A 12,729-nucleotide genomic window follows, 5' to 3' on the forward strand; every position below is an offset into this window, starting at 1 on the left:
CGTGAATCGTGACTGGTTGCTAGCGAGCGGTGTAGTTGGGAGCTTCGACCGTCATCGTGATGTCGTGCGGGTGGCTCTCCTTCAGACCCGCAGCGGTGATCTGCACGAACTGCGCGTTCTGCAGTTCCTCGATCGACGACGCTCCCGTGTAGCCCATGGCAGCCCGCAGACCGCCCGTGAGCTGATGTGTGACCTGGGACAGCGGACCGCGGAACGCGACCCGGCCCTCGATGCCCTCCGGAACCAGCTTGTCCTCGGACAGCACGTCGTCCTGGAAGTAGCGGTCCTTGGAATACGACTTCGCGGCGCCACGGCTCTGCATCGCGCCGAGGGAACCCATTCCGCGGTAGCTCTTGTACTGCTTGCCGTTCACCAGGATCAGCTCACCCGGCGACTCCGCGGTGCCCGCGAGCAGCGAACCGAGCATGGCCGTCGACGCGCCTGCAGCCAGGGCCTTCGCGATGTCGCCGGAGAACTGCAGTCCACCGTCGGCGATCACCGGCACACCGTGCGGTTTGGCCGCGGCGACTGCTTCGAGGATCGCCGTGATCTGCGGGGCGCCGACACCGGCGATGACACGGGTGGTGCAGATGGAGCCGGGGCCGACACCGACCTTGACCGCGTCCACACCGGCCTCGATGAGAGCGGCCGCACCGCTGCGGGTGGCGACGTTGCCGCCGATGATCTGCACGCGCTCGTCGACCTCGGCCTTGAGCTTCGAGATCATGTCCAGCACGCCGGCCGAGTGACCGTGGGCGCTGTCGACGACGAGCACGTCCACTCCGGCGTCGGTGAGAGCCATTGCGCGGCTCCACGCCTCGTCACCCACACCCACGGCAGCACCGACGAGGAGCCGGCCGTCGCGGTCCTTGGTGGCGTCCGGGTGCTGCTCGGTCTTCACGAAGTCCTTGACCGTGATGAGGCCGGTGAGCTTGCCCTGACCGTCCACGATCGGCAGCTTCTCGATCTTGTGGCGGCGGAGCAGACCCAGCGCCACCTCCGCGGTGACACCCTCCTGGGCGGTGATCAGCGGCGCCTTCGTCATGACCTCGGACACGGCGCGGTTCTGGTCGACCTCGAAGCGCATGTCGCGGTTGGTGATGATGCCGACGAGCTGCCCGGCCTCGTCGGTGACCGGAAGTCCGGAGATCCGGAAGCGGGCGCACTTCGCGTCGACCTCGGCGAGAGTGTCGGACGGCTTGCAGGTGACCGGGTCGGTGACCATTCCCGCCTCGGACCGCTTGACCGTCTCCACCTGCCCGGCCTGGGCCTCCACCGACAGGTTGCGGTGCAGCACGCCCATGCCACCGGCGCGGGCCATGGCGATAGCCATCCGCGCCTCGGTGACGGTGTCCATCGCGGAGCTGACGAGCGGCACTCGCAGCCGGATGTCCCTGGTCAGCTGGCTGGACGTGTCGACCTGGCCGGGGATGACATTCGACGCCGCCGGCAAGAGCAGGACGTCGTCGTACGTGAGACCCAGCATCGCGACCTTGTTCGGGTCGTCACCGCCGGTGTGTACATGCCCTGCTGAACTTGTCATGCGGTTCGGGCCCTCCATGGAACATAGATGCGGCGCCGGTGGCGCCGTCTGCGGACATTCAGATCTTCGATCTGGTGGAAACTTTCGGGAACACGGATACAGGAAAAAGGCCGGAGCGACGATCGATATTCCCAGCTCCACAAACCATGATATCGGCTCGACGCGATCACCACGGAGCCCACCCACGCTGGGCGTACGCCGAACGGCTGGCGCAGACCGGGCTGACCTGCGTACCGTGGTGCTGTGCGCGATCAACTGCCTCCAGGTCTGCCCCCGGACCCCTTCGCCGGCGACCCCGCCGACCCGTCCGCAGCTCTCGACGCGATCGAACCGGGCCAACCACTCGACCCCCACGAGCGTCTCGCCGTGGAGGAAGATCTGGCCGACCTCGCCGTGTACGAGGCGCTGCTGGCACATCGCGGGATCCGCGGTCTCGTCGTCTGCTGCGAGGACTGCCAGCAAGATCACTACCACGATTGGGACATGCTTCGTGCCAACCTCCTTCAGCTTCTGGTCGACGGCACCGTGCGCCCGCACGAGCCCGCCTACGACCCGACACCCGAGGCATACGTCACCTGGGACTACTGCCGCGGCTACGCGGACGCCTCGATGAACGACGCTCTGCACGGAGACGGTTTCGACGCCTGATCCGGCACAACCCGATACAGACCACTGTGGCCCGACACGCGAAGTGTCGGGCCACAGTGGTCTGTGCGGGAGGGCCGCCGAACCGCTAGCTGGTGGGCGGCAACACCGGGACCGGGGTCGTGGTGGTGGGCAGCGGCACCGTCGAAGGCTCCTGCGGCGGCTGCTGGGTGGACGGCTCCGTCGCCGGGATGTCCGAGGGCAGCGTCGGAACCAACATGATCGTGGGATCCGGGCTCGGGGACGGCACCGTCTCGGGCGGAGGAGGCGGCAGCGTGGGCAGCTGTGGCAGCGGAATAGGCGGCAGTCCCGGAATCTGCAGGTCGGTCGGCAGGGTTCCCGGCAACGGCCCGACTCCCGGCAGTGTCGTCGAACCGGGTGTGCCCGGCACGGTGGCGGGCAACTCGGTGGTCTGCGTCGGCGCGCCGGTGGTGGTGGTACCGGGCGTCGTCGTCGCAGGCGGCGTGGTGGGAGCGATCTTCTCGACCTCCGCGGCCAGCTTCGCCCGCCACACGTCGAGTTCGTTGCGCATGTCGGCGTCACGTACCCCGCCGGAACGGTCGGCGGCGCCCTCGAGCAGGTTCTTCGCCGCCGCCGCGTCGCCCGCGGCGATCAGCCGCTCGGCCTCCTGCAGCTGCGACGTGGTGTCGATCTGCGCGACGGTCGAATCGGCCTGCTGGCTGAACACGACCGACTTGACGCTCCACAGCGGATCGCCGGGTGCGGCGTTGTACGAGAAGATGGTGGCGCCACCCATGACGACCGCGATCGCGGCGGCGGCGCCTGCGATGGGTCGCAACAAGCGGAGCTTGCTGCGGGCGGCGCTGCGTGCGGAACGGGCGTCCGAGGCGTCGATCGCCGCGATCACGTCGTCGAGCAGCGGCCCGGTCGGCATCGGCGTCGCCACGATGTCGGCGCGCCAATTGGTCAGCAGAAGCGCGAGCTCGTACTGCTCCGGCGAATCCGTTGCGACGGGACCGCCGCCGGCGATCGCGTCGATCAAAGCGTCGTCGCGGCGCACTGCCGCGACGTTCACCGGTGCGTCGTCTCCTGGGAGATCGGCATCGGGATTGCCGTTGCGCTTGATGCCCCTAGCCAAACCTCTCACCTGCCCTCGTCACTTCTTTTTTCAGTTTCGCTATGGCTCGGTGTTGAGCCACGCGGACAGCTCCCGCGGTACTACCCACGGCCGCGGCCGTCTCCTCGGCTGACATACCGACCACGAGGCGGAGGATCAGGATCTCCCGGTGCTTCTCCGGCAGCGTGCTCAGCAGTTCGTTCATCTGCCTGCTCGCTTCCGAGTCCAGCGCCCTCTGTTCGGGTCCGTCATCGTTGGCTACGACATCCGGTACTTCGGCGACGGGCTCCGACTTGTTACGGGCGGAGTTCCGATGCGCGTCGGCAACTTTGTGTGCGGCGATCCCGTAGACGAATGCCATGAACGGCCGGCCTTGATCCTCGTAGCGAGGCAAGGCCGTCATCACGGCGAGGCACACTTCTTGCGCCACGTCGTCCGCGGAGAGTTGTCCCCTCTCCGCAGCACCGACCCTGGCTCTGCAGTAACGCACAACCAAGGGCCGAATGTTTTCCAGGACCAGAGCTAAAGCGGCCCGGTCACCCTGCGTTGCAGCGGCGACTGCGGAGTCCAACTCCTCGCTCGTATTAGTCATCGTTGCTGAATATCCTGGCGTTACAGTGGCACCTCCCCCGATGGGTGTGCTCCCGCTCTCAGCGGAACACTCCAAGAGTAACGGTGCGGACCGAACGGTATTCGCCCGGATTCGCAGCGATTCGCGCGCAACCCGGCCGTACGGGGCCCGACCAGCGGAGTCAGATTCGGAAGCGCCCACCTCGCGCCCTGATGACGGTTTCGCACTCCGTACGCACGGCCTCCGCACGTGAGTCGGAAGTCACACCACTCAGCAACATCGCAGCTGCCCACTTCAGAGGTATCAAGCCGTACCGATCGCACCGGTCGAGCACATCCGCGGCAAGCCGTGCCGCCGGACCCGAATCGGACTCCCCCGTCATCGACGCGCTCCGGAGCAGATCCGATTTGACGCGGTGCCGCGCAGATCCGGCGGCCTCCGAAATTTCCGCAGCGGTCTCGGCGTGGCGGCGCGCCGAGGCGAACTCTCCGCCCGCGAGAAGCAACTCCGCGCTCACCCAGTGCCTGCGGACGCGCTGCCGCCACAGGTCGTCGGGAGCAGTCTCGTCCAGGTGCTCGGAGCACCTGCCGAGAAGCCGCCGGCCCAGTGCCAACCGGCCGCACCCCAGCGCGTCGGCGGCCAGCCCCGTCAGCGCGTCGCACCGAGCTTCGCGAACCAGGACGCCGTCCTCGTCGTCGGGACGGGTCCCGACGACGGCCAGTGCCCGGCCGTCGAACCCGGACGCCACACCGTGCCAGCCGAGCTGCCTCAGCAGCGACGCCTGCGTGCTCCAGGCGAGCGAGGCGACCGCGGGCCCGGCCACCCCGCCCCGCGTCAGTGCGTCCAGCTCTGCGCGGGATCGGGCGTAGTGCCCCCGGGCGCCCCACGCCACCGCTCGCATCCAGCGCTCGACGGGAACGTCGGACGCCGGCAGCGGGCACCCGCCCGGATCGGGGCCGAAAGCCGCGCGGATCAACGAATTCGTGGCGTCGGAACGGAGACTGGAGTCGGGCACGCCGAGATCATCGCATCGTCCGGGCGCCCCGCGGTCAGGTGACCGCGGTGACGGCGTGCACGGCCTCGTCCAGCGTGCCCAGCACCGCGATCGATCGGGGCAGCGACCGCGTCCGGCATCCGGGGCCGCCCGCGAGCATCGTCAGGCCCGTGCGCCTGCGGCGAATCGCCCGCAGGAGAGACGGGAGGTCGCCTCCGGCGGCGGGCAACCACAGGACGATCACGTCCGGCTCGGCGTTGGTCACGGCAGCGAGCAGCGCCGACCGGCACAGGGGCAGCGCGATCCTCGTGTCCACCGAGCCCGTGGCCAGGGCGGCGCCCAGCGCCCGGAATTCGAGACCGTACGGGTCGGCGGGAACCGCGTCCGGCGGGTCCGCCGGCAGGTGCACGAGCAGGACACGGCCGCCGCCGCCGATCGGCGCGTCCAGCGTCATCGTGGACAGAATCCCCGCGACGCATTCGGCGAAGACGCGGACACTCGCAGCCGCAGCGTCCGAATTCCTCCCCTCGTCCGCCCATTCGAGCACCGGAACGACCAGGGTCGTCCACATGGAGACGAATCCCCGCTCCGCGACGGCCCGCACGACGATCCGCCGGATTGTCACGACGTCTCGCGCCAGCAACGCACCCGATAAATTCCGGACGGACGCCTCGGCGCCGCCGAGGCCGGAAAAGGATGACAAAAGGTTCGACGGGTCTGTTTTCGTCCTGTTCACCGAGTTGTCACCCAGATTTTTCACACCCGGCCGGTGGTCGCTTTCTGACGAATATGTAGCCATTGCGTTAATCGCATATCTCGCGGCCTCCGCGGAGTTTGCACCACCGTCCAGAGCGTGTTGCATGCATTCGAGCCGGGCGACGTCGCGCGGCGTGTATCGCCGGTGACTTCCCTGCGCGTGCACGGAGGGTCCGATGCCGTATCTGCGGTCCCAGGTGCGGAGCGTCGACGGAGCGACCCCGAGCTTTCTGGCCAGGGCAGATACCGAGATCGTGGGTCCCTCGTCCGGGGGTCCGGAAAGGGGCTGGGTGTCAGGCTCCGCGGGCTGGGGCACCCGCACATCGTCACCCGTGACCGGGGGTCTTTCAACCCGAAACGGAATCACGGAACCGCGGGAAAGTAAATATTTTCCAGGTTAACTTTCAGCTCGTGGGATATGTAAATCGCCACTGTGAACAACTATTGACGCGATTTCACAACCGACTCTACGGTTAGCGACGTGAATGATTAGTGGCTTGAACGTACCTACGAGCCTACGGTCCGCTCGTCGCCCGAGGCGAGCTTGCAGCTAAGGAGTCCACATGCCTGCACCCAACCACCTGCCCGGCCCGAACGCCGATATCTGGGATTGGCAGATGCACGGCCTGTGCCGCGGGGTCGACTCCTCGATGTTCTTCCATCCCGACGGAGAGCGTGGCCGGGCGCGCGCGCAGCGGGAGACCCGCGCCAAGGAAATGTGCCGACGCTGCCCGGTCCTCGCCCAGTGCCGCAATCACGCGCTGAGCGTGTCCGAGCCGTACGGGATCTGGGGCGGAATGTCCGAGACGGAACGCGAAATGCACGCCCGGCACAGACGCGGCCGGATAGCCGTCTGACCGCTCGACCACACTCACCGGGAACCCTCGTCGCCGCACGGGGGTTCCCCGCGTCACATCGACACCCTCGACACCCATCCACCGCGACGCGGTCTCCGAATGCCTACCGGCTGGAGGAGATGAGTGGATGTGCACGCTACCGTGGTTCTCGATGAAGCGAGACGACTTCCGGTGACGAACCCCGAGGGCAACACTCCAGCGGAAGACGTGTGCTCGGCGGATGCAGCCGCCGCACACAGGGCCCGAACCACCGAATCCACCAAACTCCACGACACTATGGCCCGCGTCGCGAACGGGGACGCCGACGCGTTCGCCGAACTCTACGACCGGACGAGCGCCCGAGTACACGGCATGGTTCTGCGGGTCCTACGCGACCCCGGGTACGCGGAGGAGACGACGCAGGAGGTCTTCCTCCAGGCGTGGCGCACCGCATCGAACTTCGATCCGGCCCGCGGCTCCGTACTGTCCTGGCTGATGACGCTCGCGCACCGCCGGGCGGTCGACCGCGTGCGGTCGGAGCAGGCGGGCACCGACCGCGAGGCGCTCTACGAGGCCACCAACATCGCCGGGCCGTTCGACCACGTCACCGAGGAGGTGACCCGCCGGCTCGAGCATCAATCGGTGCTCGCCTGCCTGGACTCGCTCACGGACACGCAACGTGAGTCCGTCGCGATGGCGTACTACGACGGCCGCACCTACCGAGAGGTCGCCTCCCAACTGGGGGTCGCCCTGTCCACGGTGAAGACGCGCATCCGTGACGGACTGACGCGACTTCGCGGGTGCCTGGGAGGTCTGTGACATGAACGACGAACTCGTGGGCATGGCCTACCCGTACGCACTCGATGTGCTCGACGACAGTGAGCGCCGCGAACTCGACACCGATCTCGCCGTCACGGACGAGGACACCCGCTCCACGTTCACCGACGAGGTTCGGCGGATCCGCGAAGCGTTCGCGGTGGTGAGCGCGGTGGGAGCCGTCGAACCCCCGCCCCGGGTGCGGACACGAGTCCTCGACGAGGTCAGGAAATCCGCGTCCGGGCCGACATCGCTCACCGAACGCCGCTCCCGCAGGCGCCGCTGGCGGGTCGCCGTCGCCGCCGCTGCGGCCGTCGGGTTGCTCGCCGGCGGAACGGTGATCGTTCGGCATCTCACGGAAGGTCCGGCGCCGACCGTGGCGGAGCAGGTTCTCGACGCCTCCGACGTGCACTCGTCGACGAGTGCGATCGCGGCCGGTGGGTCCGCGACCGCCAACTACTCGAAGTCGCAGGACGCCGTGGTGTTCGTGCTGGACGGTGTCGCCCCGCCCAACGCCGACACCGTGTACCAGCTGTGGCTGATGCCTGCGTCCGGGGCCGCGCCGGTGCCCGCCGGAACCCTCTCCCCCGGAGAAGTGCAGCCGACCACGACGATCGTCCTCGACGACGTGGGGTCGATGTCGAACCTGGCCGTCACCGTCGAACCGCCCGGAGGATCACCCCAGCCGACGTCGCAACCGTTCGCGGTGCTGAAACTGAGCTGATCCGGCGCCTGCCGACAGAAGAAACCCCCGCGCGGTGATCCGCACGGGGGTTTCTTCGCTCGAACGGTCGAAGCCGATCGGTCGCGACGGCAGAGCCTAGTGGCTGTGCCCGTGACCGGTCTGCTGCTCGTTCTCTTCCGCAGGCTTCTCGACTACGGCGCTCTCCGTGGTGAGGATCATCCGCGCGACCGAAGCCGCGTTGACGACCGCGGAGCGGGTGACCTTCACGGGGTCGACGACACCGTCGGCGAGCAGGTCGCCGTAGGTCAGGGTCGCGGCGTTGAAACCGTGGCCCTTGGGCTGCTCGGCAACCTTGCTGGTGACGACGGAACCGTCGAGACCGGCATTGCTGGCGATCCAGTACAGCGGCGCCTGCAGTGCTTCGCGCACGACCTTGACGCCCGTGGCCTCGTCACCGGTCAGACCGAGGTTGTCGGCCAGCTCGGTGCTCGCCTGGACGAGGGCGGAACCGCCACCGGGGACGATGCCCTCGGCGACAGCAGCCTTCGCGGCGTTGACGGCGTCCTCGACGCGGAACTTGCGCTCCTTGAGGTCCGTCTCCGTGGCCGCGCCGACCTTGATGACGGCGACGCCACCGGCCAGCTTCGCCAGACGCTCTTCGAGCTTCTCGCGATCCCAGTCGGAGTCGGTGTTCTCGATTTCGCGGCGCAGCTGCGCGACGCGACCCTTGATGTCGTCGTCTGTTCCGGCGCCGTCGACGATCGTGGTCTCGTCCTTGCTGACCACGACGCGGCGTGCGCTGCCGAGCAGGTCCAGCCCGGCGTCCTTCAGCGTGAGGCCGACGTCGGAGTTGATGACCGTGCCACCGGTGACGACGGCGAGGTCGTCGAGGAACGCCTTCCGGCGGTCACCGAAGAACGGCGCCTTGACGGCGACGGCCTTGATGGTCTTCCGGATGGAGTTGACCACGAGCGTCGAGAGGACCTCACCCTCGACGTCCTCCGCGATGATGAGGAGGGGCTTGCCGCTCTCGGCAACCTTCTCCAGCAGCGGCAGGAAGTCGGGCAGGGACGTGATCTTCTCGCGGTACAGCAGCACGAGAGCGTCCTCGTACACGGCCTTCTGTGCGTCGAGGTCCGTGACGAAGTACGGCGACAGGTAGCCCTTGTCGAACTGGACGCCCTCGGTGATGACGAGCTCGGTCGCCAGGGTCGAGGATTCCTCGACCGTCACGACGCCGTCGGTGCCGACGCGGGTGAGCGCCTCGCCGACCATTTCGCCGATCTCCTCGTCACGCGAGGACACGGTCGCGACCTGGGCGATGGACGTCTTGCCCTCGACCGGCTTCGCGGCGGCGAGGAGTGCCTCGACGACCTTGTCGGCCGCGGCGTTGATGCCGATGCCGAGCGCCATCGGGTTCGCACCCGCGGCGATGTTCTTCAGACCGCCCCGCACGATGGCCTGAGCCAGCACGGTCGCGGTGGTGGTTCCGTCGCCTGCGACGTCGTTGGTCTTGGTGGCGACGCTCTTGACGAGCTGCGCGCCGAGGTTCTCGAACGGGTCCTCGAGCTCGATTTCCCGGGCGATGCTGACGCCGTCGTTGGTGACGGTCGGGCCGCCGAAGGCCTTCGCCAGTACTACGTGGCGGCCACGCGGACCCAAGGTCACCTTGACCGCGTCGGCAAGCTTGTCGACTCCACGCTCGAGAGACCGGCGTGCGACCTCGTTGAACTCAATCTGCTTGGACATGTGTTCTGTCTTCTCCTGGATCTCAGGGTTACGCGCGTGAACGCACTCCGCCCCGGGATCCTGTGGGGACTCCGGGGCGGATCACGTATGGCTTACTTGGAGACGACAGCCAGCACGTCGCGTGCCGACAGGATCAGGTACTCCTGGCCGGCGTACTTGATCTCGGTTCCGCCGTACTTGGAGTAGATGACCGTGTCACCCTCCTTGACGTCGACCGGGATGCGGTTGCCCTGCTCGTTGACGCGGCCTTCGCCGACTGCGACGACGGTGCCCTCCTGGGGCTTCTCCTTGGCCGTGTCGGGAATGACCAGGCCGGAGGCAGTCGTCGTCTCAGCCTCGTTGGCCTGGACGAGGATCTTGTCCTCGAGCGGCTTGATGTTGACGCTCGCCACGATGAGCCCTCCACTTTGGGGTATGCGGATCCGGAGACTTCTCCGGACTCCTGTTTGAGTGTTCCGTTTACGGCACTTCACACAGCCCCGTCGTCGCGGGTGCCGGAGCTCGATCGGCGCCACTTGGCACTCTATACGTGAGAGTGCCAACGCTCAAGGACAAGGGGGTGGTAAACCGCGCCGAGCTGAATGTCGGCCTGTCTCACGGGTCGTCACCTAAGGTTCCTCAGGTGTCTGACATCAATCGGCGTAAATTCCTGACATTTGCCGGACTCGGGGCGATCGGGGCAGTGGGATTCGGAGCACGCCCGTGGGGGTTGCAGTACGCGGGCGCGGCGCCTCTTCCCACATCCGGGGCCGGCACCACCCTCGAAACGGTGGCCGTCCCCCTCGGCAGCTCCGGCTACCGCAGGCTCGGCGCGGGACCGGGGTGGCCGACGATCGTCCGCACCGAACTCGCCGAGGCGCGCAGCGGGCGCGAGGACCGGCGCACCGCCCTCGCCTCCCTCGTCCAGCTCACGGACGTCCACCTGGTCGACGCCCAGTCCCCGATGCGGTTCGAATACGTCCACCCCTTCACCGGTTCCGCGTTCCGCCCGCACGAGACACTCACCGCACAGGGCCTCGTCGCGCTGGTCGCGCGCGTCAACGCGCTCGCGTCCGGCCCGCACACCCAGCGCCCCTTCGACGCGGTCGTGAGTACCGGCGACAACACCGACAACAAGGAGTTCGCCGAACTCGGCTGGTTCCTCACCGCACTCAACGGCGGCACCATCGTCCCCAACACGGGCGCACCCGACCGCTACGAAGGCGTGCAGAACTCGGGTGCGGATCTGTACTGGAACCCGGAGTCCTCCATCCAGGACATGTACAAGAAAGCCGGGTTCCCCGAGATACCGGGTCTGCTCGGCGCGGCGATCGCTCCAGTCACGAGCCCCGGCCTGCGCACGCCCTGGTACTGCGTCTTCGGCAATCACGACGACTCGGTGGAAGGCACAGTCCCGAGCGGTATCCCACCGCTCGAAGCCATGTACACCGGTTCGCTGAAATTCGAGGTCCCCGGCTCGCCGGAGCAGGCGAAGGCAGTCGACATCGCAACCAGGTTCGACCCCGGCGCCATTCCCGCCGCCCTGTCCGCATTCACGACACCGCCGCGGGTCGTCACACCCGACCCTTCACGCGCCCCGTTCACGCCCCGCCAGTTCATCGCCGCCCACCTCGACCCGGCCAACACCGGTCCCGGACCGGTCGGCCACGGTTTCGCACCGGACGCCGGTGAGACCGGGATCGGCTACTACTCGTTCGAGATCGCACCCGGCGTGGTCGGCATCAGCATGGATTCCACCAACCGGGCGGGGTTCGTCGACGGCTCGCTCGGTGCGGAGCAGTTCCGATGGATCGAGGACACTCTGGTGGCCGGTAGCAGCCGGTACTTCGACACGGCCGGCAATCCGGTGACGCAGGCACGCAGCGACACCTGGTTCGTCCTGTTCAGCCATCACACCAGCGGCAGCATGGACAACGTCGTCCCCGATCCCTTCGCCCCGGCGGAACCCCGGATCCGTGGTTCGCGACTGGTGGATCTGCTGCACCGATTCCCGAACGTCCTCGCCTGGGTCAACGGACACACCCACGAGAACCGGATCACCCCGTGGCCCGGATCGACTCCGGAGCAGTCGTTCTGGGAGATCAACACGGCCTCGCACATCGACTTCCCCCAGCACGGGCGGATCATCGAGGTGGTCGACAACGTCGACGGAACCGTGTCTCTGCTCACGACGCTGTTCGAGGCCGACAGTCCCTACGCCGTCGACCACACCGATCTCTCACCGCTCGGGTTGGCGTCGCTGTACCGGGAGTTGTCGTTCAACGACATTCACGCCGACCCCGACCTGCTCGGCGGGACACCCGACAGGAACGTCGAACTGATGCTGGCGTCGGGTCGCTAGACCCGGCGCCTGCGGGCCCAGCCGACGGCCGCGACGACCGCGCGGATGCCGACGCCGAGAAGGATCAGGTTGCCGATGATCTGCACACTCACGACGGCTCGTGACGGATCGGTCGTCGCGGCGATGTCGCCGAACCCGACGGTCGAGAAGACGGTGAGCGAGAAGTACAGCGCACCCATGCGGGTGAGGGGTTCGGAGAAGAAACCCGGATCACTTTCGGACATCAGGCAGTAGCCGGCCGCGAACCCGAGCAGGTAGATCGGCAGGATCAGGGCCACTGCTTCGATCGCCTGGAGCGCCGGTATGTCGGACTGGACGATCCGGCGGATCTGCCAGACCGCGACCGCCGCGACCACGAGCAAACCGCCGGCCAGGAAGAACACGCCCGACATGTCCCCGAACGAGGTCCACGGCAGGGCGAAGTAGACCACCAGGCACAGGAGGACCGTGACCAGCGGGCGCAGAAGTGCACGCAGCACAAGCCGTCTGCGCTCGCGTCTCGTGAGGTTACGAAAATCGCTGGCGCGTCGCATGAGATTCCTTTGGACAACTGTGCAGGTGAGACCGGATATCGAGCGCCATCCTCGTCTTGTGCGGCCGAAAGTCGGAAGCGAAATCCGTTTGTTTTCTGTAACGTTCAGATAACAGTCGCCGATTCAACGGGCAGGGATTCCCCGCTGAACAGGGGCGTTCCGACAGAGATGGCAGGTCACGC

General features: G+C 67.4%; 13 protein-coding genes and 1 pseudogene. 5 read left to right on the forward strand and 9 right to left on the reverse strand.

The window, feature by feature from the left end; all coding sequences use genetic code 11:
* Window positions 1-19 precede the first annotated feature (19 nt).
* Entirely contained in the window at window positions 20-1,543 is a 1,524-nt protein-coding gene (guaB, locus tag JVH1_RS05325) for an IMP dehydrogenase (RefSeq protein WP_005570999.1), read from the reverse strand.
* A 243-nt stretch (window positions 1,544-1,786) separates the two neighbouring features.
* On the opposite strand from guaB, the gene JVH1_RS05330 reads away from it, so the two are divergent.
* Window positions 1,787-2,191, forward strand: a complete 405-nt coding sequence (locus tag JVH1_RS05330) for a DUF5319 domain-containing protein (RefSeq protein ID WP_005239778.1) — start codon at window positions 1,787-1,789, stop codon at window positions 2,189-2,191.
* Between the two features lie 85 nt (window positions 2,192-2,276).
* Here the strand turns inward: JVH1_RS05330 and JVH1_RS05335 are convergent, their stop codons facing one another.
* From JVH1_RS05335 to JVH1_RS05355, 5 genes and pseudogenes are all read right to left on the reverse strand, one after another.
* Window positions 2,277-3,296, reverse strand: coding sequence for an anti-sigma-D factor RsdA (locus JVH1_RS05335; protein ID WP_009479409.1), 1,020 nt, complete (start codon window positions 3,294-3,296; stop codon window positions 2,277-2,279).
* Window positions 3,280-3,858 carry a sigma-70 family RNA polymerase sigma factor gene (locus JVH1_RS05340; protein WP_005239770.1) on the reverse strand — a complete coding sequence of 193 codons (579 nt, stop codon included), beginning with the start codon at window positions 3,856-3,858 and terminating at the stop codon, window positions 3,280-3,282. Before JVH1_RS05340 ends, JVH1_RS05335 begins: the two co-directional genes overlap by 17 nt.
* Window positions 3,859-4,018: 160 nt before the next feature.
* Window positions 4,019-4,852, reverse strand: a complete 834-nt coding sequence (locus tag JVH1_RS05345) for a hypothetical protein (protein WP_009479407.1) — start codon at window positions 4,850-4,852, stop codon at window positions 4,019-4,021.
* A 34-nt stretch (window positions 4,853-4,886) separates the two neighbouring features.
* Window positions 4,887-5,534 carry a transcriptional regulator gene (locus JVH1_RS05350; protein ID WP_371113086.1) on the reverse strand — a complete coding sequence of 216 codons (648 nt, stop codon included), beginning with the start codon at window positions 5,532-5,534 and terminating at the stop codon, window positions 4,887-4,889.
* Window positions 5,535-5,654: 120 nt separating this feature from the next.
* Window positions 5,655-5,954, reverse strand: a pseudogene (locus tag JVH1_RS05355) (MerR family transcriptional regulator); the annotation flags it as partial.
* A 196-nt stretch (window positions 5,955-6,150) separates the two neighbouring features.
* Between JVH1_RS05355 and JVH1_RS05360 the strand changes: the two are divergent.
* From JVH1_RS05360 to JVH1_RS05370, 3 genes are all read left to right on the forward strand, one after another.
* Window positions 6,151-6,444, forward strand: a complete 294-nt coding sequence (locus tag JVH1_RS05360) for a WhiB family transcriptional regulator (RefSeq protein WP_005239766.1) — start codon at window positions 6,151-6,153, stop codon at window positions 6,442-6,444.
* A gap of 123 nt (window positions 6,445-6,567) precedes the next feature.
* The gene (locus JVH1_RS05365; protein WP_009479404.1) at window positions 6,568-7,242 is read left to right on the forward strand and encodes a sigma-70 family RNA polymerase sigma factor; all 675 of its coding nucleotides are present in this window, start codon (window positions 6,568-6,570) and stop codon (window positions 7,240-7,242) included.
* 1 nt (window position 7,243) lies between these two features.
* Complete coding sequence (locus JVH1_RS05370) at window positions 7,244-7,963, forward strand: anti-sigma factor domain-containing protein (protein WP_009479403.1); 720 nt, start codon at window positions 7,244-7,246, stop codon at window positions 7,961-7,963.
* A 96-nt stretch (window positions 7,964-8,059) separates the two neighbouring features.
* Here JVH1_RS05370 and groL read toward each other — a convergent pair whose 3' ends face one another.
* Entirely contained in the window at window positions 8,060-9,673 is a 1,614-nt protein-coding gene (gene groL, locus JVH1_RS05375; protein ID WP_009479402.1) for a chaperonin GroEL, read from the reverse strand.
* Window positions 9,674-9,765: 92 nt separating this feature from the next.
* Window positions 9,766-10,065, reverse strand: coding sequence for a co-chaperone GroES (gene groES, locus JVH1_RS05380; protein WP_003940763.1), 300 nt, complete (start codon window positions 10,063-10,065; stop codon window positions 9,766-9,768).
* Window positions 10,066-10,295: 230 nt separating this feature from the next.
* On the opposite strand from groES, the gene JVH1_RS05385 reads away from it, so the two are divergent.
* Complete coding sequence (locus tag JVH1_RS05385; RefSeq protein ID WP_009479401.1) at window positions 10,296-12,014, forward strand: TIGR03767 family metallophosphoesterase; 1,719 nt, start codon at window positions 10,296-10,298, stop codon at window positions 12,012-12,014.
* Here the strand turns inward: JVH1_RS05385 and JVH1_RS05390 are convergent.
* Complete coding sequence (locus JVH1_RS05390) at window positions 12,011-12,547, reverse strand: potassium channel family protein (protein ID WP_009479400.1); 537 nt, start codon at window positions 12,545-12,547, stop codon at window positions 12,011-12,013. The genes JVH1_RS05385 and JVH1_RS05390 overlap by 4 nt on opposite strands.
* Window positions 12,548-12,729: the final 182 nt, after the last annotated feature.

The organism is Rhodococcus sp. JVH1, assembly GCF_000280725.2.
In the GTDB taxonomy this organism is placed as follows: Bacteria; Actinomycetota; Actinomycetes; order Mycobacteriales; family Mycobacteriaceae; genus Rhodococcus_F; species Rhodococcus_F jostii_A.